The organism is Sphingomonas lacusdianchii (assembly GCF_022664395.1).
In the GTDB taxonomy this organism is placed as follows: Bacteria; Pseudomonadota; Alphaproteobacteria; order Sphingomonadales; family Sphingomonadaceae; genus Sphingomonas; species Sphingomonas lacusdianchii.
The window spans coordinates 26,729-47,059 of sequence record NZ_JAKRET010000005.1 but is presented as its reverse complement, the minus strand read 5'-3'; the positions used below and the strand labels follow the sequence as shown (position 1 = coordinate 47,059).

General features: G+C 64.6%; 22 protein-coding genes and 1 tRNA gene. 11 read left to right on the top strand and 12 right to left on the bottom strand.

Features of this window, described 5'->3' with window-relative positions; all coding sequences use genetic code 11:
- The first annotated feature begins 104 nt into the window (after positions 1-104).
- The 5 genes from zwf (at position 105) to eda (ending at position 5,910) form a co-directional block, all read left to right on the top strand.
- A complete protein-coding gene (zwf, locus tag MF607_RS08305; RefSeq protein ID WP_242117415.1) occupies positions 105-1,565 on the top strand; it encodes a glucose-6-phosphate dehydrogenase in 1,461 nt (486 codons plus the stop codon).
- A gap of 136 nt (positions 1,566-1,701) precedes the next feature.
- On the top strand, positions 1,702-2,406 hold the full coding sequence (pgl, locus tag MF607_RS08300) for a 6-phosphogluconolactonase (protein ID WP_242117413.1): 705 nt from the start codon (positions 1,702-1,704) through the stop codon (positions 2,404-2,406).
- Entirely contained in the window at positions 2,406-4,226 is a 1,821-nt protein-coding gene (gene edd, locus MF607_RS08295; RefSeq protein ID WP_242117410.1) for a phosphogluconate dehydratase, read from the top strand. The genes pgl and edd overlap by 1 nt, the downstream gene beginning before the upstream one ends.
- Before the next feature lie 110 nt (positions 4,227-4,336).
- Positions 4,337-5,305: a glucokinase gene (locus tag MF607_RS08290; protein WP_242117407.1), complete on the top strand. Its 969-nt coding sequence runs from the start codon at positions 4,337-4,339 to the stop codon at positions 5,303-5,305.
- A complete protein-coding gene (eda, locus tag MF607_RS08285; RefSeq protein WP_242117404.1) occupies positions 5,302-5,910 on the top strand; it encodes a bifunctional 4-hydroxy-2-oxoglutarate aldolase/2-dehydro-3-deoxy-phosphogluconate aldolase in 609 nt (202 codons plus the stop codon). The genes MF607_RS08290 and eda overlap by 4 nt, the downstream gene beginning before the upstream one ends.
- Positions 5,911-6,054: 144 nt before the next feature.
- Here the strand turns inward: eda and mltG are convergent, their stop codons facing one another.
- From mltG to fabD, 7 genes are all read right to left on the bottom strand, one after another.
- Positions 6,055-7,023, bottom strand: a complete 969-nt coding sequence (mltG, locus tag MF607_RS08280) for an endolytic transglycosylase MltG (RefSeq protein ID WP_242117401.1) — start codon at positions 7,021-7,023, stop codon at positions 6,055-6,057.
- A 4-nt stretch (positions 7,024-7,027) separates the two neighbouring features.
- Positions 7,028-8,287, bottom strand: coding sequence for a beta-ketoacyl-ACP synthase II (gene fabF / locus MF607_RS08275; RefSeq protein WP_242117398.1), 1,260 nt, complete (start codon positions 8,285-8,287; stop codon positions 7,028-7,030).
- Positions 8,288-8,405: 118 nt separating this feature from the next.
- Positions 8,406-8,642 carry an acyl carrier protein gene (locus tag MF607_RS08270; RefSeq protein WP_055760552.1) on the bottom strand — a complete coding sequence of 79 codons (237 nt, stop codon included), beginning with the start codon at positions 8,640-8,642 and terminating at the stop codon, positions 8,406-8,408.
- An 80-nt stretch (positions 8,643-8,722) separates the two neighbouring features.
- Complete coding sequence (locus MF607_RS08265) at positions 8,723-9,232, bottom strand: hypothetical protein (RefSeq protein WP_242117395.1); 510 nt, start codon at positions 9,230-9,232, stop codon at positions 8,723-8,725.
- Complete coding sequence (gene fabG / locus MF607_RS08260) at positions 9,229-9,966, bottom strand: 3-oxoacyl-[acyl-carrier-protein] reductase (protein ID WP_242117393.1); 738 nt, start codon at positions 9,964-9,966, stop codon at positions 9,229-9,231. Before fabG ends, MF607_RS08265 begins: the two co-directional genes overlap by 4 nt.
- 4 nt (positions 9,967-9,970) lie before the next feature.
- Positions 9,971-10,399, bottom strand: coding sequence for a GxxExxY protein (locus tag MF607_RS08255; RefSeq protein WP_242117390.1), 429 nt, complete (start codon positions 10,397-10,399; stop codon positions 9,971-9,973).
- Between the two features lie 40 nt (positions 10,400-10,439).
- Positions 10,440-11,375, bottom strand: coding sequence for an ACP S-malonyltransferase (gene fabD, locus MF607_RS08250; RefSeq protein ID WP_242117389.1), 936 nt, complete (start codon positions 11,373-11,375; stop codon positions 10,440-10,442).
- 168 nt (positions 11,376-11,543) lie between these two features.
- On the opposite strand from fabD, the gene MF607_RS08245 reads away from it, so the two are divergent.
- The 6 genes from MF607_RS08245 to MF607_RS08220 all read left to right on the top strand — a co-directional run bounded on the left by MF607_RS08245 (position 11,544) and on the right by MF607_RS08220 (position 15,649).
- Positions 11,544-11,921, top strand: a complete 378-nt coding sequence (locus MF607_RS08245) for an RcnB family protein (protein WP_242117386.1) — start codon at positions 11,544-11,546, stop codon at positions 11,919-11,921.
- Between the two features lie 149 nt (positions 11,922-12,070).
- Positions 12,071-12,496: a 30S ribosomal protein S6 gene (gene rpsF / locus MF607_RS08240; RefSeq protein ID WP_056451105.1), complete on the top strand. Its 426-nt coding sequence runs from the start codon at positions 12,071-12,073 to the stop codon at positions 12,494-12,496.
- A 12-nt stretch (positions 12,497-12,508) separates the two neighbouring features.
- Positions 12,509-12,733 (top strand): 30S ribosomal protein S18, encoded by a 225-nt coding sequence (rpsR, locus tag MF607_RS08235; protein ID WP_010543816.1) that lies wholly within the window; start codon positions 12,509-12,511, stop codon positions 12,731-12,733.
- Positions 12,734-12,745: 12 nt separating this feature from the next.
- The gene (rplI, locus tag MF607_RS08230) at positions 12,746-13,336 is read left to right on the top strand and encodes a 50S ribosomal protein L9 (protein ID WP_242117384.1); all 591 of its coding nucleotides are present in this window, start codon (positions 12,746-12,748) and stop codon (positions 13,334-13,336) included.
- A 325-nt stretch (positions 13,337-13,661) separates the two neighbouring features.
- A tRNA-Glu gene (locus MF607_RS08225) sits at positions 13,662-13,736 on the top strand.
- 95 nt (positions 13,737-13,831) lie between these two features.
- Positions 13,832-15,649: a DUF6538 domain-containing protein gene (locus tag MF607_RS08220; protein WP_347340876.1), complete on the top strand. Its 1,818-nt coding sequence runs from the start codon at positions 13,832-13,834 to the stop codon at positions 15,647-15,649.
- Between the two features lie 354 nt (positions 15,650-16,003).
- On the opposite strand, the gene MF607_RS08215 is transcribed toward MF607_RS08220, so the two are convergent.
- The 5 genes from MF607_RS08215 to MF607_RS08195 are packed head-to-tail and all read right to left on the bottom strand — an operon-like array spanning position 16,004 to position 20,040.
- On the bottom strand, positions 16,004-16,942 hold the full coding sequence (locus tag MF607_RS08215) for a peptidoglycan-binding domain-containing protein (protein ID WP_242117379.1): 939 nt from the start codon (positions 16,940-16,942) through the stop codon (positions 16,004-16,006).
- 27 nt (positions 16,943-16,969) lie between these two features.
- Positions 16,970-17,518 (bottom strand): hypothetical protein, encoded by a 549-nt coding sequence (locus MF607_RS08210; protein WP_242117376.1) that lies wholly within the window; start codon positions 17,516-17,518, stop codon positions 16,970-16,972.
- A gap of 1 nt (position 17,519) precedes the next feature.
- Positions 17,520-18,032, bottom strand: a complete 513-nt coding sequence (locus MF607_RS08205; protein ID WP_242117375.1) for a hypothetical protein — start codon at positions 18,030-18,032, stop codon at positions 17,520-17,522.
- A gap of 4 nt (positions 18,033-18,036) precedes the next feature.
- Positions 18,037-19,035 (bottom strand): hypothetical protein, encoded by a 999-nt coding sequence (locus tag MF607_RS08200; protein ID WP_242117372.1) that lies wholly within the window; start codon positions 19,033-19,035, stop codon positions 18,037-18,039.
- A 12-nt stretch (positions 19,036-19,047) separates the two neighbouring features.
- Positions 19,048-20,040 (bottom strand): S1 family serine peptidase, encoded by a 993-nt coding sequence (locus MF607_RS08195; RefSeq protein ID WP_242117370.1) that lies wholly within the window; start codon positions 20,038-20,040, stop codon positions 19,048-19,050.
- Positions 20,041-20,331 lie beyond the last annotated feature (291 nt).

The following is a 20,331-nucleotide window of genomic DNA, read 5'->3' as shown; positions in this document are numbered from 1 at the left end:
TGACAGTTCTGCAATCGTTTCGCATCGCATAGCTATGCCGCCTTCGCGTTTGCGAAATAGGCTGCTAGGAGCGCGCGGGACCGAGTTTGAAGATAGGAGCACGCATGACGAGGCAAGCGGTAGCGAAGCTGCTGTTGTTCGGCGCGACCGGGGATTTGTCGCAACGTATGCTGCTCCCCTCGCTCTACGGCCTCCATGCCGATGGTCTGCTGCCCGACGGGCTGACGATCACCGGTACCGCGCGGCACGAGCATGACGACGAAGGGTTCCGCGCGTTCGCCAAACACGCGCTCGACCAGTTCCTGCCCGACGATCGCAAGGACGAAGTGGCAATCGACGGCTTCCTCGCGCGGCTCCATTATCAGCCGCTCGACGCGTCGAACGTCGAAGGCTTTGCAGACCTCGCCACGAAGCTCGGCGACATTTCGGGCGGCCTCGCCATCTTCCTGTCGACTGCGCCGTGGTTGTTCGGCCCGACCATCACCGGGCTGAAGAGCGCCGGCCTCGCCGGTCCGAACGTCCGCATCAGCCTCGAGAAGCCGCTGGGCAAGGATCTCGAATCGAGCCGCGAGATCAACGATCTGGTCGCGGCCGCCTTTCCCGAGGAGCGGACCTTCCGCATCGACCATTATCTCGGCAAGGAAACCGTCCAGAACATTCTCGCGCTGCGCTTCGGCAATGCGATGTTCGAGCCGGTGTGGAACGCGCGCGGCATCGATCATGTCCAGATCACCATCTCGGAAACGGTCGGCCTCGAAGGGCGCGCCGGCTATTATGACGAGGTCGGCGCGCTGCGCGACATGGTGCAGAACCACGTCCTGCAACTGGTCGCGCTGATCGCGATGGAGCCGCCCGCGAAGTTCGACGGCACCTCGATCCGCGATGAAAAGGTCAAGGTGCTGCGCTCGCTCCGCCCGATCGGCCCGGCCGAGGTCAACAGCCACACCGTCACCGGCCAGTACGACGCCGGCGCGGTCAAGGGCGAGATCGTGCGCGGCTATGACGAGGAACTGGGCAAGGATTCGGACACCGAAACCTTCGTCGCAGTGAAGGCGCATATCGACAACTGGCGCTGGCAGGGCGTGCCCTTCTATCTGCGCACCGGCAAGCGGATGCAGGATCGCCATTCGGAAATCTCGATCCAGTTCAAACCGGTACCGCACTCGATCTTCGCCGATCGCGGCGGCCGGTTGCAGCCCAACACGCTGGTCATCCGCCTGCAGCCGGAGGAATATGTCCGCCTGCTGGTCATGGCCAAGGAACCGGGCCTCGACCGCGACGGCGTGCGCCTGCGCGAAGTGCCGCTCGACCTGTCGCTGACCACCGCCTTTGCCGGCACCCGCCGCCGCATCGCCTATGAGCGGCTGCTGCTCGACCTGATCGAGGGCGACCCGACGCTGTTCGTCCGTCGCGATGAAGTGGAGGCGCAGTGGATGTGGATCGACGCGATCCGCGACGGGTGGAAGGCGAATGCGACCAGTCCCAAGGGCTATCCGTCGGGTAGCTGGGGACCGAATGCCAGCGTCGCGCTGACCGAACGCGACGGGGTGACGTGGAACGAGTGAGCGCCTTACGCGCTCCACTTCCACACCATAATTAACCCGTTCAGTTCGAGCAGCATCGAGCGAAGTCGAGATGCGTCCGTCGAGAACCGGTTCTCGACAAGCTCGAACAGAACGGAAAAATACACGGGAAGACAGAATGACAGAGATCGAATGGTGGGAATATGACGAACCCGCCGAATTCGCCGAAGCTTTGGCCGGCGATATCCAGTTCATCATCGAATCGGCGATCGATGCGCGCGGCGCGGCGGTGATCGCGCTGGCGGGCGGTCGCACCCCTGCCCCGATCTATGAGAAGCTGGTCAAGGCCAAGCTCGACTGGAAGCGGGTGACGATCGTTCCGACCGACGACCGCATCGTCCCGATGGGTGACGCGATGTCGAACGTCACCGGCCTCGCCAAGGTGTTCCTGCCCAAGGGCGCGCGGGTGATCCCGCTGACCGCCGAAAAGGCGGCGGACTATAAGGCGGCGGGCCGCGCCGCCGATGCCCGGTTGCAGGATCTGCACTGGCCGCTCGACCTGTGCCTGCTCGGCATGGGTGCCGATGGCCATACCGCGTCGATCTTTCCCGGCCCCGATCTGGCCGAAGCGCTGACCGGTCCCAAGGAACGCCGCGCGCTGGGCGTCATGCCCGACCCGCTGCCGCCCGAGGCCCCCGTCGCCCGTGTGACGCTCAGCCATGCCGCGATTGCTTCGGCGCGCGCGCTGATGATCGCCATTACCGGGGACGAAAAGAAATCGGTGCTTGAACGCGCCGTCGATCAGGGCGCATCCTCAACCTATCCGATCGGCCGCGTGCTGGCCGTAGTCGAACTTCCCGTCGATATCCACTGGAGCCGCTGATGGCCCTCAACGCCACGATCGCCGCCGTCACCGACCGCATCATCGAAGCGTCGCGCGACAAACGCGCCGCCTATCTCGCGCTGATCGATCGGGAGCGCGAAAGTGGCGTCGACCGTCCGATGCTCGGCTGCGCGAACCTCGCCCATGCCTATGCCGGCACCGACGAGGATCGCGATGCGATGCGGCCGGCCAACCGCATGAACATCGGCATCGTCACCGCCTATAACGACATGCTGTCGGCGCATGCGACCTATTACCGCTATCCCGAACAGATGAAGGTCTGGGCGCGCGAGGCGGGCGTGACGGCGCAGGTCGCGGGCGGCGTGCCGGCGATGTGCGATGGCGTGACGCAGGGATTTCCGGGCATGGAATTGTCGCTGTTCAGCCGCGACACCATCGCGCTGTCGACGGCGGTGTCGCTGAGCCACGGCACGTTCGAGGGCGCGGCACTGCTCGGCATCTGCGACAAGATCGTGCCGGGGCTGTTGATGGGCGCGCTGCGCTTCGGCCACCTGCCGATGGTGCTGATCCCCGGCGGCCCGATGCGGTCGGGCATCCCCAACAAACAGAAGGCGGCGGTCCGCGAAGCCTATGCCGAGGGCAAGGTGGGGCGCGAGGAGCTGCTCGACGCCGAGATCGCCGCCTATCATGGCAAGGGTACCTGCACCTTCTACGGCACCGCCAATTCGAACCAGATGATGATGGAGGCGATGGGGCTGCACGTTCCCGACGCCGCCTTCGCCAATCCGGGGACGAAGCTGCGCCAGGAATTGACCCGACACGCCGTCCACCGGTTGGCAGAGATCGGCTGGGACGGCGACGATTACCGCCCGATCGGCCGCGTCGTCGATGAGAAGGCGATCGTGAATGCGGCGATCGTGCTGCTCGCGACCGGGGGGTCGACCAACCATCTGATCCACCTGCCCGCCATCGCGCGGTCGGCCGGAATCATCATCGACTGGGAAGACTTCAACCGGTTGAGCCAGGCCGTGCCGCTGCTGACGCGCGTCTATCCGAACGGATCGGCCGATGTGAACGGGTTCGAGGATGCCGGCGGTCCGTCCTTCGTCATTCGCGAACTGCTCAACGGCGGTTTGATGCATGGTGACGTGATGACGATCGCGAAGGACGGCATGGCCGCCTATGGCCGCAAGTCGACGATCGAAAACGAGCAGCTTGTCTGGAAGGAGCATGGCCCGGTCAGCGGGGACGACACCATCGTCCGCACCGTCGCCAATCCGTTCAACGAAGAGGGCGGCTTCCGCATCCTGCAGGGCAATATCGGCCGCGCCTGCATCAAGGTGTCGGCCGTCGATCGCGATCGCTGGGTAATCGAGGCGCCATGCCGCGTGTTCAGCGATCAGGCATCGGTACAGGCGGCGTTCAAGGCCGGTGAGCTCGACCGCGACGTCGTCGTCGTGGTTCGTCATCAGGGGCCGCGCGCCAACGGCATGCCTGAACTCCACAAGCTGACCCCGCCGCTGGGCGTGCTTCAGAATCGCGGCTACCGCGTCGCGCTGGTCACCGATGGCCGCATGTCGGGTGCGTCGGGCAAGGTCCCGGCGGCGATCCATCTGTCGCCGGAAGCGCTGGGCGGCGGGCCGATCGGCAAGCTGCGCGATGGCGACATCGTCCGCCTCGACGCCGATGCCAACACGCTGGAGGCGCTGGTTCCGGCCGACGAATGGGCGGCGCGCGAGCATGCGCCGGTGCCGCCGGAGGCCGATGGCACCGGTCGCGAGATTTTCGCGATGATGCGGCAGGGGGCGAGCGAGGCCGAAGCCGGAGCATCGGCGATGCTGGCGGCGGCGGGGCTCTGACCCTAAACTGACCCGTACCCCCGCGCAGGCGGGGGTCCAGGGCAACAAGCGCCAGCGTGCGCGACTCTGGATCCCCGCCTGCGCGGGGATACGGACTGACGGAGAGATGCATGGAAGTCGTTGCGGTAGATATCGGCGGCACGCACGCCCGCTTCGCGATCGCCGAGGTCGAGGATGGGCGCGTCGTCCACCTCGGCGAGCCGAGCACGCAGAAGGTCGCCGAACATGGCAGCCTGCAGCTCGCCTGGCGCGCGTTCGAACGCGATCTGGGCCGCCCGCTGCCCAAGGCGGCCAGCCTCGCGGTCGCCTCGCCGGTCAACGATACGCTTATCAAATTCACCAACAATCCGTGGATCATCCGTCCGCCGCTGATGGAGGAACGGCTGGGCGTCGAAACCTGGACGATCATCAACGATTTCGGTGCGGTCGGCCACGCCGTGGCACAGGTCGCGGAGGAAGATTTCATCCACCTGTGCGGTCCCGAAGGCCCGCTGCCGGACAAGGGCATCGTCACCATCTGTGGTCCCGGCACCGGCCTGGGTGTCGCGCAGTTGCTGCGCACGGCGGAGCGCTATCACGTCCTCGAAACGGAAGGCGGGCATCAGGATTTCGCACCGCTTGACGGGATCGAGGATGCGCTGCTCAAGCGCTTGCGCAAGGCGCATGGCCGCGGCTCGAACGAGCGGGCCTGCGCCGGTCCGTCGATCGTCGCGTGGTATGAAACGCTTGCCGAGATCGAGGGCGCGCCGATGCCGCACAGCGACGACAAGACGATCTGGGCCGCCGCGCTCGACGGCACCGACAGCATCGCCGTCGCCGCGCTCGATCGCTTCTGCCTGACGCTCGGCGCGGTCGCGGGCGACCTCGCGCTGGCGCAGGGGGCGAAGGCGGTGGTGATCGCCGGGGGCCTCGGCCTGCGGCTCAAGGATCACCTGCTTGAGTCGGGCTTCGGTACGCGCTTCACTGCGAAGGGCCGCTTTCAGCAGCTGATGGCGGGCGTCTCCGTCAAGCTTATCACCCATCCCCAGCCCGGCCTGTTCGGGGCCGCCGCCGCCTTTGCGCAGGAGCACGCACGATGACCGTCACCATCGCCGATATCATGCAGACCAGCCCGGTCATCCCGGTCCTGGTCATCCACGACGCCGCCGAGGCGCGCCCAATGGCCGAGGCGCTGGTCAAGGGCGGCCTGCGCGTCCTCGAAGTGACGCTGCGCACCCCCGCCGCGCTCGAGGCGATTGCCGAGATGAAGAAGGTCGACAGCGCGATTGTCGGTGCCGGCACCGTCGTCAACACGCAGCAGTTCAAGCAGGCGATGGACGCCGGTTCGGAATTCATCGTCTCGCCGGGCCTGACCGAGACGATCGCACGGCCGATCATCGACAGCCGCGTGCCGTTCCTGCCGGGCATCGCCAATGCCGGCGACATCATGCGCGGGCTCGACCTTGGCCTCACCCACTTCAAATTCTTCCCTGCCGAAGCATCGGGTGGGTTGAAGGCGTTGAAGGCGCTGGCGGCGCCTTTCTATCAGGCAAAATTTTGCCCGACCGGTGGCATTACAGAAGCAACCGCACCCGAATGGCTCGCGTTCGATCCGGTGCTGTGCGTCGGCGGAAGCTGGATCGTCGGCGCGACCCATGCCGAGACCGAAACCCGCGCCCACGCAGCGGCGGGGTTGAAGGGTTAGAATCCTCCCCGCTCCGCGGGGAGGGGGACCATACGCAGCATGGTGGAGGGGGTTGGCCCCGTACGCGACGTCAGCGTTTGCGGCGATCCCCCTCCACCAGCTTCGCTGGTCCCCCTCCCCATGAATGGGGAGGATTGTTGGTCCTTACATCTCGCCTCTTGCGCGGCGGATGTCGTACCACTTCTTCACATTGGCGTTATGCTCGGCCAGCGTGTCGGCAAACACATGCCCCCCGCTGCCGTCCGCGACGAAATACAACGCCTTCGTCTCCGCCGGATCGAGCACCGCGTCGATCGATGCGCGTCCCGGATTGGCGATCGGCCCGACCGGCAAGCCGGCCGAGGCATAGGTGTTGTACCCGTTCTTCGCCTGCAACTCAGACCGAAGGATTCGCCGTCCGAGCGGCTTCCCCTTGGTAATCGGGTAGATGACGGTCGGATCGGCCTGTAGCCGCATGCCGACGCGTAGCCGGTTCGAGTAGACGGCAGCGACCATCCGCCGTTCCGAGGGCTTGCCGGTTTCCTTCTCGACGATCGAGGCGAGGATGATCGCCTCGCGCGGGGATTTGACCACCGTCGTCGGCTTGCGCTTCTTCCAAGCCTCGGCAAGGTAGCGGTCCATCGCCGCCTGCATCCGCTCGACCAGATCAGCACGGCTGCCGTCGCGTTCATAGCTGTAGCTGTCGGGGAGGATGCTGCCCTCGGCAGGCAGCGGCGCGTTGCCGGCCATTTGCGGGGCCTTCGCCACCGCTTCCTGCACCAGCACCGATGGCCAGCCTTCGGGCACCATCACGAAACGTTGCAGGGTCTTGCCGCCCTGCAACAGTTTCAGCACGTCCGCCTGGCTCAGTCCCTTCGGAATGCGATACTCGCCGGCACGGATCGGTTCGTCGCTGCCGAGGAAGCGGGCGAGCAGGCGGAAACGACCAGCCGACCGGATCGCGCCAGCCTCCTCCAGCTTTTCGGCGGCGGCAGCGAGGCTCGCGCCCTGCGGCACGGTCACCGTCAGCGTCCGCTCCGCCGGACCGGCCCCGCCCCAGCTCTGGATGACGAAGAACAGCGCGCCAATGGCGAGCAGTCCGACGATCAGGCCGACGCAACCGATCCGGCGCATGGCGTCAGATCGCCTTCATCACCAGCGAGGCATTGGTGCCGCCGAAACCGAACGAGTTGTTCAGCACCGCCTTCACCTTCCGCTCCTGCGCGGTGTGCGGAACGAGGTTCACGCCGGCGCAATTCTCCGACGGATTGTCGAGGTTCAGCGTCGGCGGGACGATGCCGTCGCGCATGGCGAGGATGCAGAAGATGCTCTCGACCGCACCGGCGCCGCCCAGCAGGTGGCCGATCGCCGACTTGGTCGACGACATCGCCAGCCCGCCGATCGCGTCGCCGAACAGCCGACGCACCGCGCCCAGTTCCAGTTCGTCGCCGAGCGGGGTCGAAGTGCCGTGCGCGTTGATATAGTCGATGTCCGACAGCGACAGCCCCGACTTGCGCATCGCCATCTCCATCGAGCGGAACGCCCCCGACCCTTCGGGATGCGGCGCGGTCACGTGATAGGCGTCGCCCGACAGGCCATAGCCGATCACCTCGGCATAGATTTTCGCGCCGCGCGCCTTGGCCCGTTCATATTCCTCGAGCACGACGACGCCCGCGCCCTCGCCCATGACGAAGCCGTCGCGGTCGCGGTCATAGGGACGCGATGCCTTTTCGGGCTGGTCGTTGAACGCGGTCGACAGCGCGCGCGCCTGCGCGAAACCGGCGATGCCGAGGGGGCAGATCGCACCTTCGGCACCACCCGCCAGCATCACATCGGCATCGTCCATCGCGATCATCCGCGCGGCGTCACCAATCGAATGCGCCCCGGTCGAACAGGCGGTGACCACCGCATGGTTCGGACCCATCAGGCCGTACTTGATCGATACCTGACCCGAAATCAGGTTGATGAGGCGACCATGGACGAAGTGCGGCGAAACGCGCGACGGACCCTTATTCTCGCACACCAGCGATTCGCTGGCGATGCCCGGCAGGCCGCCAATGCCTGCGCCGATCGAACAACCGGCGCGATAGCGTTCTTCCTCGCTCATGTCGGTCAGGCCGGCATCTTCGAGCGCCTGTCCGGCGGCGTCGATGCCGAAGATGATGAACGGATCGACCTGCCGCTGAATCTTGTGATCCACGCGCAGTCCGGGATCGAAACCATATGCGTGATCGGCCGGCTTCACCTCGCAGGCGATCCGGCACTTCTGGTTCGACGCATCGAAATGCGTGATCGGACCCGCCCCGGATTTGCCGGCGATCAGGTTCTTCCACGCGGTTTCCACCTCGGCACCCAGCGGGGTCACGAGGCCGAGGCCGGTCACGACTACGCGGCGCATGGCATTACTCTCCGTTCAGATACTTAACGAACGACCCCCCGCCCATGGCTTTTCGCCGGGACGGGGGGCCGCGATGGTCTCGGCAGATGGCGGGACGCGAAAGCGCGCCCCCGCCGGATCAGCCCTTGTGCTCGTCGATATAGGTGATCGCGTCCTTGACGGTCGTGATCTTCTCGGCGGCATCGTCGGGGATCTCGACGCCGAATTCTTCCTCGAACGCCATCACCAGCTCGACGATGTCGAGGCTGTCGGCGCCCAGATCGTCGATGAAGCTCGCGTCTTCGGTAACCTTTTCCGCTTCGACGCCGAGATGCTCGACGACGATCTTCTTCACGCGTTCGGCAGTCTCGCTCATATTCATTCCCTCTTCACGTCCGGGGTGTATCGTACCTGAACGCCCCTAAAGCGCGTCCGGCCTCGGCGCAAGTCCGCCGCTCAAGCCTTTGCAGCGAACAGGCGGGCCAGCGTCGCGGCATTATACGCATAGCCGCCCATCAACCGCTGCACCCGCGTATCGCCCTTTTGCGCGCCCGCCAGCGTCATCATACCACTCATGAAGGCATCGACCTGCGCCGTCTGCTTGCGCGCCAGAAAGGCGTTGAGAACGGCAGGCGGCGTCTGGCTCAACCGGCGATTGACCGCGATCGGATCGACGCCCTTGGCGGTCAGTCCCGACGCCAGCGCCTCGACCGCGATGCTGGTGACGACGATCTCGCCCGCGCGGGCATCGGCCTTGCCGGTACCGGGCTGGCAGGCGGCGGCATGGGCGCGCGCCTTCCGGACCAGCGCCTCGGTCGCGGGCGCCGGTTTCTTGCCCTCCAGCACGCCGACGATCATGCCCTGCTGCAGGCGCGCCATATCGGCCTTGGGCATCTTGGTCGCCACGCAGCGGACGACGTTCGCATCGCCCGTCGCCAGCATCGCCGCCATCAGCACTACGCTCATATCATCGCCATCCCGCCATTCACATGGATCGTCTGGCCGGTGACATAGCCGGCCTCGCGACTGGCGAGATAGGCGACCGCCGCGGCGACGTCACCGCCCGTCCCCAACGCCCCGGCCGGAATCTTGCCCAGCAGGGCGGCTTTCTGCGCCTCGGGCAGCACATCGGTCATCGCCGACGCCATGAAGCCGGGAGCGACGCAGTTGACGGTGATGCCGCGGCTGGCGAGTTCGGCGGCCAGCGCCTTCGACATGCCGACAAGGCCCGCCTTCGACGCGGCATAGTTCGCCTGTCCCGGATTGCCGGTCTGCCCGACGACCGAGGTGATCGAGACGATGCGGCCGAAGCGCGCCTTCATCATCGGCTTGGCAGCGGCACGGCACAGGCGGAACGCCGCCTCGAGGTTGACGCGGATCACCTGGTCCCATTCGTCGTCCTTCATCCGCATCGCGAGGTTATCGCGGGTGACGCCGGCATTGTTGACGAGGATGTCGAGCTTGCCGAGCGCGGCCACCGCCTGCGGCACCAGCCCGTCGACCGCCGCACCGTCGGACAGGTCGCAGACGAGCGGCACATGGTCGCCCCCCAGTTCGGCGGCGAACGCCTCCAGCTTGGCGGCGTTGGAGCCGGACAACGCAAGCCGCGCACCCTGCGCGGCGAGGCCCTTGGCAATCGCGGAGCCGAGCCCGCCGCTGGCGCCGGTTACGAGGGCGGTCATTCCCGTTAAGTCGAACATGAGGTCAGTCTTCCCGATTTTGATTCACGCGAAGGCGCGAAGACGCGGAGGGGCGATAGTCATTGACTATCCGGCGCAGCCCCTCCTTGAGCGTTTCGCCGCCGAAGTTCAAAAGCAGCCCGAGGGGCTGCTTGGTGAGACGAAGGTAGGTCAGCAATTGCTTGGCGTGGATTGCATTCAACCGCTCGACCGATTTGACCTCCACCAGTATCAGTCCGTCGATGATGAGGTCTATCCGGAAGGCGGCTTCGAACCTGATGCCGTCGAACGTGACGTCGACCGGATGTTGCCGAACGACATCGTATCCCATTGTCGCCAGCCGCCCGGCCAATAGCATTTCATAGACACTTTCCAGCAACCCCGGCCCCAGTTCACGATGCAGGCGCAGCGCAACGTCGACAATGTCACGACAGATATCCTCGCGATCCCTCATCTTCGTGCCTTCGCGCCTTCGCGTGAACCGAAACCTAAGCTTACAACCGCCCCACGAGCGCCTCGATATCGGCCATCGTCACCACGCTGGTCGCGGTCGCGTCCGGGGCGATGCGTTTTACCATCGCGCCCAGCACCTTGCCGCCCAGTTCGACGAAGTCGCCGACACCCGCATCCTGCATCGCCAGCACCGATTCCCGCCAGCGGACCATGCCGGTCACCTGCTCGACCAGCAGCGTCCGGATCGCTTCCGGATCGGCGACCGGCGCGGCGGTGACATTGGCATAGACCGGCACGACCGGTGCCGACAGCGCGACATCGGCCAGCGCCGCGGCCATCGCATCGGCCGCCGGCTGCATCATCGGACAATGGAACGGGGCCGACACCGGCAGCACGACCGCGCGCTTGATGCCCATTTCCTTCGCCAGCGGCACGGCGCGGTCGATCGCCGCCTTCGCGCCCGAAATAACGACCTGCGACGGATCATTGTCGTTGGCGACGGTGCAGACATCGCCTTCCGCCGCCGCCTCGGCCAGGGCCTGCGCCTTGGCGCGGTCGGCACCGAGGAGCGCGGCCATGGCGCCCTCGCCCACCGGCACCGCCGCCTGCATCGCCTGTCCGCGCAGCTTCAGCAACCGGGCCGTGGTCGACAGGTCGAGCGCGCCGGCGGCACATAGCGCGGTATATTCGCCCAGCGAGTGACCCGCGACGAAATCGGCCTTGTCGGCCAGACGGATGCCACCCTCGCGCTCCAGCACGCGCAGCGTCGCGATGGCATTGGCCATGATCGCCGGCTGCGCATTTTCGGTCAGCAGCAGGTCCGCATCGGGACCCTCGGCCATCAGGCGGAAGAGATGCTGGCCGAGCGCCTCGTCGACCTCCTGGAACACCTCGCGGGCATGGGGGCTGGCGGCGGCAAGTGCGGCGCCCATGCCGACCGACTGACTCCCCTGCCCCGGAAAGATGAATGCGCGCATCGCCGACGTCTCCTGCAAATCCAAGCCGCGCGGGGTAGTCGCTTGGCCAAGCTGAACGCAAGGGGGCGCATCGCGACATGCTGCGACCATTTCGCCGCAAGGCTGACAAACCACCGTTACAGCCGATCGCCATCTTGGCTCCAGCAACCGATCACAAGGAGACCATAGATGAAGAAGCTGATCCTCGCCGCGATGACCGCCTCGCTCCTCGCGACCCCGATGGCGGCGTCGGCGCAGAGCCGCACCGTCATCAAGGAGAAGCCGGGCCGGACTATCGTCGTCCAGAAGGACGGCCGGGGCCAGAAGGTCACCAAGACCGTTGTCCGCCCGCAACAGGCACGTGCCACCAAGTGGCAGCGCGGCCAGAAGTTCGACCGCAATCGCGCCGCGAATTATCGCGTGATCGATTATCGCAGCTATCGCCAGCGCGGCGTCTATGCGCCCCCGCGCGGCTATCAGTGGGTCCGGTCGGGCAATGATGCGATACTTGTTGCGATCGCCAGCGGTCTGATCGGCGCGGTCATCGGCGGTGCGATCGCCAACTGACCTTGCTTTCCCGCCCGATTCGGGTAAGGGGAGCGCATCCGGGGTGGCAGGCATGTCCTGTCGCCCCGGCCTGCATTTGAAGACGACAGCCGGAGGGGCGTTCGCGATTGGCGCGGCGTCAGCGATCGGCCAACAGACGAGAAAGACACATGGCTCTCTACGAGCACGTGTTCCTTGCGCGCCAGGATCTGGCACAGGCGCAGGTGGACGCGCTGGCGGAAACCGCCACCAAGATCGTTCAGGATATGAACGGCAAGGTCGTCAAGACCGAAACCTGGGGCCTGCGCAGCCTCGCCTATCGCATCGCGAAGAACCGCAAGGCGCATTACGTCATGCTCGAAATCGACGCGCCGGGCGACGTCGTGGCCGAGCTGGAGCGTCAGACGCAGATCAACGAAGACGTGATCCGCTTCATGACCGTCAAGGTTGACGCGCATGAGGAAGGTCCGACCGTGATGATGCGCAAGAGCGAGCGTTCGGAGCGTGGCGACCGTCGTGGTGGCCGTGACCGTGACGATCGTGGCGACCGTGGTCCGCGCCGCGAGCGCGAGCCGTCGGCCGAAGTCGAAGCGTAAGGAGCAGCACCCATGGCACGTCCGTTTTTCCGCCGCCGCAAGAGCTGCCCCTTCTCCGCCAAGGACGCTCCCCGGATCGACTACAAGGATGTTCGTCTGCTGCAGGGCTTCGTGTCCGAACGCGGCAAGATCGTCCCGTCGCGCATCACTTCGGTGAGCGCCAAGAAGCAGCGCGAACTGGCCCAGGCCATCAAGCGCGCCCGCCATCTGGGCCTGCTGCCCTACATCGTTAAGTAAGGAGCGCCCGACATGGACGTCATTCTGCTGGAACGCGTCGAGAAGCTCGGCGCCATCGGCGACGTGGTGAAGGTAAAGGACGGCTTCGCCCGTAACTTCCTGCTGCCGCGCAAGAAGGCGCTGCGCGCCAACGAAGCCAACAAGAAGGTGTTCGAGGCGAACCGCGAGCGGATCGTCGCCGACAACGCCGCCCGTCGCACCGACGCCGAAGCCGAAGCCAAGACGCTGGAAGGCGTTTCGGTCACGCTGATCCGTCAGTCGTCGAACACCGGCCAGCTTTACGGTTCGGTCGCGGTTCGCGATCTGGTCGAGGCGCTCGTCGCCGACGGCCACAAGGTCGACAAGTCGCAGATCGTGCTCGACCGTCCGATCAAGGCCATCGGCCTGTACGACGTGAAGGTCGCGCTGCACCCGGAAGTCGCCGTGACCGTCAAGGTCAACGTCGCGCGTTCGCCGGAAGAAGCCGAGATGCAGGCGCAGGGCGTCGACGTCATGGCCTCGATGTTCGAGCGTGACGATGCCGGCTTCACCGAAGACTATGATCCCAACGCCGAACCGGGCGAAATCGCCCGTGACGACGCAGAGGAAGAAGCGCAGGGCTGAGCCCCTCGCCTCGACCGACAGACAAAGGCCGCCGGAGCGATCCGGCGGCCTTTCGTTTAAGGGGGTCATGGCGAATGGCGGAACAACGCGCCGAAGATCACGGACAGGCGACGCACGTCCCGATAACGGCGGCAAGCGGGATCAGCGACAGGATCAGCGGAACGGCCTTGGCCATGACGAATGCCTTTATGCACAGGGTTTGTCGCTTCAATCCCGCAGCCGGCAAAAGGTTTCGCGGCGATGAACGACCGTCCCGCCGTGGAACGTCCACCGAACGGCTTGACGCGGCCAGAGGCGCGGCGTAGGAGCGCCCCTTCCCGCAAGCGGCCCCTTCGTCTAGCGGTTAGGACGTCGCCCTCTCACGGCGAAAACACGGGTTCGATTCCCGTAGGGGTCACCAGCGCCCGCCAAAATGGCGGATTTGCGCGGTGTATGCGGTCTTCATGGACGCTTTACCCATCCTTGTGTACAAAGGATGCGTACAAAGTGATCCGCATGGCTGCTCCGTTCAAAGATCCTCGCACCGGCATTTTCTACTTTCGACGGGTCGTCCCCGCCGCGCTCCGCCCGTTCTTCAACGGCGCGTCGACCGAGTATAAGCGCACCCTCGATACCCGCGATCCCGACGAAGCCCGTCAGCGCTACCACCCACATGCCGTGGTCTATGAGCAGAAGCTTGCCGCGGCTCGTCGCGCCTTAGCCAGCCGGCAACTTCGCTCGGCGCGTGTAATGGTCGATGATTTTCTCGACGGACAGACGGACGAGCAACTCCGGGGCGTGGCGCAGAAGCTCGCCACGCTCGAACTCGGGGCATTCGAACATGCCAACGGCCTGATCGACCATGCGCCCGGCGCCCGCTACGACTTCGGCGTACCACCGGGCCTTGATGATTTGCGCGATCACGCAAGCCGAACCGCCATGTTGAATGCGGTTCCTGACTTCATGCCCCTGCCCTGGCTGGAGACTCTACAGCGGGTCGCCGCCCTCCCCTCCCTCGATCCGATCGAGTGGTTTATCGCGGCGGTGGCCTCCGCGAACACCTTGGACTGGCCGCTGGCGCCCGAACTCTATGAGGCGATTGGTCGCGCTTACCTCGACAGGCTCTGCACTGCGTGCGCCCTCAGCATTGATCCCGCGCGGCGCCGTATCCTACCACCCTCGGTCCTCGTTACCGGCTCCGGAACGGCGGCCTCTACGCTTTCTGCATCCTCCAACGAACCACATCTGCCGGTACAACCAGCCAAGACGGTGCCGACCATTACCCAAGTCTATGAAGCCTGGGCAACGTTCGAGCCGCGCGAGGCCAAACTCGTCGACGAATGGCGAACCGCTGTGAAGCGCTTTGCTCAGCTTCATGACGACCCACCCGTCGATCAGGTCACCGCGTCGATGGTACGCGCCTATCGCCGCGTCTGCTCCGGACTTCCAAGCCGGGCTAAGCAGGATGTGACTGCCCTTCCTTTGCTGGAACAGGTCGAACTGGCAGAAAACGAGGGATTACCCACGCTATCGCCCGCAACTGTCAACAAAGCGCTTTCGGCCATAAGGGTGACTCTCGAGCACGCGGTCGAGGAACTGGAGGTCATCGACGGCAACGTAGCCAAAACCGTGAAATCCATGGCCAAGAAATCGTTGGAGGATGCACGCCTCGCCTTCGAACCGGAAGATATGGTCAGGATTTTTACCTCACCTTTGCCCGAACGCAGCGGCGTAGCGCAACGAACGCTGTTCTGGATACTGACGCTTGCTCCATTCACCGGTTGCCGCCTCGACGAGTTGGGCAAGCTGCGGCCGGGCAACATCAAGACCTATGATGGCATCCCATACATCGCTATTGAGCCGGATCGCATCCGTGTCCGTCAGGAGCAGCAAGGCCCGGCCAAGCGGATGAAGACTGCCAGCGCCAAGCGGGACATCCCGTTACATTCTATTCTCCTTGAGGCCGGCTTCCTCGACATGGTGGATACCCGTCATTCGGAAGGTGCAGAGTGGCTGTTCCCCGAGCTCAAGACGAACAAATATGGTAGCCGAACACAACGCCTATCGAGAGTAATGAACGACTTCCTTGACGATATCGGTCTATCCGATCCGGAGTTGGTATTTTACTCGTTCCGTCATACCGGCAAGCGAGCCGTGCGCGGTAAAGTCGCAAAGGAAATCGTCGACCTAATCTTTGGTCACGCAGATGGTTCAGTCAGCACGTTGTATGGGCGCGGCGCTGACATTGCGGTACTGCGAGATGCGATCGAGCAAATTCACTACCCATCGGTCGATTGGAAACCACTGATCGCACTCGCCCGGAATTTGATGTGATCACCTGTAGGCAGACGCAATTTGAAGCCGCCAATAGGCCGAATAACACATTTCCGGTCGTTCGCTGTGCCTTTCAGGCTACTTCAAGGTGGCCGCTTATTCATGGAAGCCAACCGGCCGGCACGGCAGCTCCGGTCAACTGCTCCTAACGGCTCAAGTTGGGGACAAACCAGTCGTATAGCTGCGCGGTTCTGAACGTCGGTCTAAACCGAAACCGGTCATTTGTTGGGCAGCGCAACCCCTCTCTCGTTTGCCCCTTATTTCGGGTGATGCGGTAAGTCCGCATCTATATGTCCACAAAGGAAGTAATCGTTCATTCATCTAACCGCCGCTAGGGCAACTTATAAGCATGACTTAAAGCGTCGGCATGTCCACGCCAAGTGCTACGCCGGTATTCGCGCCGACGATTCCGTCTGCTTGGCCTTTGCCGAAATTGGCGATCTGAAAGCGGATGACCGCTTCTAACGTATCGCGGTCAAACTCGCCGTTAACCGTGCCCAACGGATACCCTTTAGCTTTGAGGGCCATTTGCACATCCTTTACCAAAGTACCCTCCGAGCCGAATCGTACTGACTGGACCAGATCACTGTCCGGCTTGAGGGCGACCATCGCCAATTCCGTGCCGCTGAAAAGATAATAGGCATAGGTTTTTTGGAGGGGTTGCGCCGCGCCGTAGGCGTTTTCAATGAAGCGCTTCCACGGCCCGCTCTCGGGAAGGTTGCCGTTGGCGGGCATTGAAGGCCGACCCGCGACCACCTGGCATCCCGCGCTACTGTAGCCCGGCGTTGCGAGGTTATCGTGATAGGCGCAGTGTAGATTGTCCGCCACGATGCCGCCATCATTGTCAATCTGGTCATCGAGATCGTAATCGGTATCGTCGGCCGTTCGCCAGACCGGGAAGAACATGGCCTGCAGGAACGCGCGGTGGCCGGTGGGCTTGCTGCTTTTGTGTATGCCTCGAGTGTAGGCATATTTTCCCAGCATCAGCGTGTTGACGCCTGCGCCGCCCTTGGCGATCGCAGCCTTCACATATTTCAGGGTGGGAACCGTCGAGCCGGGGAAGACGGCCAGCGTCTGTTCCGACGATCGCACCTGGCCAAGCGTGCAGCGCATGAGCAGATGATCGGGATCGGTGACGCGCATCGGATGTCCATTCGCGAAGGGCGTGCCCGATACATCGAGAGGCAAGGCTCCCCTGACGCCGAAGAACATGAGGGAGCCATGGTCCAAAGGATAGTTGTTGCGCCTCGCAGCCCTTTCGAACAGCGCATAGTCCAGCACGAAATCCGGCATCGAGATGTCCCCCGTTACGAGATGAAATCAGATCAGACTGATGAATTCAGCCACCGCGTCACGGCTGAGCCAAGGATCGATCTCATGGCGTTTCACGGGGCCGTTGTGATTGACCGTATGCCGGAGCAACCGGGCGATATATTCCATCGCGAGCGCATGGTCGCTTTTCATTGCGGCCTGGAAAGCATTGCCGTCTGTCGTGCCGACCCTGGCGTTCACCAGATCCTTAAGGTCCTGTCCGAAGCTCAACGAGTTGGCGCTGACCTGCCAAGCCCCGGCTTCGATCGTAGTCGGCGTCGTGGAGGTAGGGTTGGTGACATCGACGCCAGCATTCCATTTCCAGGAAGACTCGAACCCGGCGAGAACCCGCATGACCTCCAGCATCACGGCCCTGCGGTGCTTGGGATCGAGCCACGGCCCCAATGCTTCCCGAACCGAGGAATAGACGTCGTGCACCGTATTGGGCGCAAAGATTGCGTCAGGTGCGGCCTTCCCCCAAGCGACAAGCTCATTCAGGAAGGCATCGGGTGGAGTTCCTCGGTTCTTCACTTTCAGCGACAGAAATTTATAGGCCACTTCATCCACCTCCTTCTGTTTCGCCGGAGTCTCGCGCTTGGCCTGTGATGGGGTGGCTTACGGCTTCGAATCCGGCGAGCACCTGCATGACCTCCAACATAACGGCCCGACGGTGCTGCGCTCCCTGCCGCCTCCCAGGCGATACTGGAGTGTCGTCGTCGGACCGGCACAAGTTCAACCGGATGCGCAGGCCCTCGTTGCTTGCGGCGTTGCGCGCGGCCTGGAACTCGTTGACTTGGTGGTCGGGGATCAGGCAGCGGAACAGCGGATCGCCGACCCGCTCGACATCGGCGAGCATGCCGACATGCCGCGGGAAGTCAGGCCTGTCTTCGCCCGCGTCGCGCATCGTTCCGCCCACGCCGCCCGCGCTCGCGGGATAGTCGAACGGCGGGGTGTCCACCTCCAGGGTCTCGTCGAAAAGCTTGTCGTCTTGGTTGGGCAGCTCGACGCACACCTTGCCCCGCCCGACGAACCCGCCCGGGGTGAAGGCAATGCGGACGAAACGTGCGGGCATGGCGCTACTGGTATAGCGGCAGGCCGGCGAGCGTGTCGGGCACGCCGCGAACCTGGCCAGTGTCGGAGATTGCGCCGCCGCCGAACGCATCGCGCATCAGCTCCTCTGCGGCCGCGACAAGCTGGCGCGCGTCGGCGGTGATCAGATCGGGGGAGAAGATCGCGGTACGTCGGAACACCGCCAGCGTCTCCTTCGCATCCGCCTCGACCCCCTTCAGGATCGCGGCGCGGAACGCGGCGTAGCTCGCCTTCAGCTCGGGAATGTCGCCGTAATCGGCCTTGCGGTCGACCGCGCGGATCGAGAACACGCAATACGCCGCCTTGAGCGGCTCGCCCGCGACGAGCAGCTTGTTGTCCGCCGGATCGATCGACAGCCGCGCGACGTCGATGCTGCCCTTCTTCGCGGCGATGATCGCGAAGGCGCCGGGGCGTTCGAGCTTGATCGTTGTGTCGATCCCGACTTCCAGCGCGGTGTCCCTCGACTGGCCCGCGATCAGGTCCATGCCCTCGGTGATCAGCGGCACGAACGGCTTGATCGCGCCGACGAAGCTGACCCCTGCGATCTGCGACACGCGGCTGACGTAGTCAACGACCGGGGTCAACACATTGCCAGCTTTGACGGAGAACAGCCCGAGCTCCAGCCCCAGGTCGCCGCCGCGCCACGGCACCGCGCCCATCATCGACTTGTGAACGGTGATCACCTTGCCGATAGAATTCGGATCGAGCTCGGCGAGCTTGGGCGGTTTGGACACCGCGGCGACGACTGCGCTCTCCTCACCCTGCCGCGACAGCTTAACGAAGGAATAGACGATGCCGTGAAACTTGGTTGCAAACACCCGTGCCCGCTCTAGTCGTAGGGACTCGACGACCAGTTCGACGTAGCAGCTGTCGCGCACGATCGGCTTGGACGCATCGAGCCCCTTCATCGGCAGGTTGGGCGCGAAAATCAGGTCCTCGGCCTCCGCGCCGCGCACCGTCTTCCACAAATCACCAAGCCATCCCATCGCAATCCTCCTTCAGACTTTCAGCGGCGTCAGTCCGAGCGCGGCGAGCGCATTGCCCGCCCAGATCCAGTCGGTGATCTCCGGAAACTCGCCGTACGCGCTGCGCTCGAAGGCGAACCCGACCACCTGGTCGCGGCCGTCGACCAGCGCGGAGCCGGAATCGCCGCGGTTGGTGTCTGCAGGCGTCTGGACCTTCAGTTGTATGCCTGGGCGGCGGCGGAGCAGACCCGCGTCGTGCGAAGACACTCGAGTTCGGACCGCACCCGATTTCGCACCCTCGAAGCGGACGGGCATGCCCGCGGACGGCGCCTCGTCGCTGCGGATACCGCTGCACGCAGTCAATTCAGGCAGGTTCATCGCCTCGTCGAGCGGCAGGAAGACGATATCCTGGATCAGATCTGCGGCGGCGACCATGGTCTGGCGCAGGTCGACGACGACTTGGGTGCCGACGGGGCCGGTGCCGTGATAGCAGGCTGTAACGCCGAGCTGACCGGCGGGGTTGCGGCACATGATGCCCGCGGTCGACAGCTCGCCCGCGTGGTCGACCGTCATCATCGGGTTCGGCACGCACAGCGGCACCATTCGGGGGCGGCTCGTGACGATCACGTCGGGTGCGACCGCCCGTGCCAAATCAGCGGAGGCTGGCCCTAGTTGGGACAGGATGCGGCTTTCCGGCGAACGGGTCTTCAGCTCCCGCGCATCCGCGAACATGCGTTCCGCCGCCTGGGACAGGATTTGGGGAGAGACCGCCTCTTCGAAGGGCACTTGCCTCACCGTACCTCGCGGCATGCCCGGATCAAGGATGATGACCGCTGAGCTGCGACCGCCCGCGGTCACCAGGAAACGGCGGTCCGCACCGGTCACGCTCTGACGTCTGCCGAACGAGGCAAGCTGCTCCGCCATCGCCGCGGCAACCAGCTCGGCCGCGACGGCCAGCCCGGGGTCAATGCCGTCCTCGCCGCTGCCGCCACGCCGTTCGAATGCGCGGCCGAACTGCTGCATCATCCGACGAATCCGCCCTTCCGTCCCGCCGCCGCGATCGTACCTTCGCGGAGACGCTTGGGGGTCAAGCAACCCGTCCTCCGCCGCGCGGACGAGGCTGCCAATGTCCGATCCAGCACTGCTCGCCACGCGCGTACTCCCTCCCGAAGGCTTCAGAGATGGATGGGGTAGCAGCGCTCCGAACGTCCGTCCGCCCCGGTACGCACACGAGTCGTGCCGACGGCGCGACAAGTGTCAGATGGTATGGCCCACAACGGCGAAGCGCAAGGCTGCGCTAGGGAAGATGTAGGGATG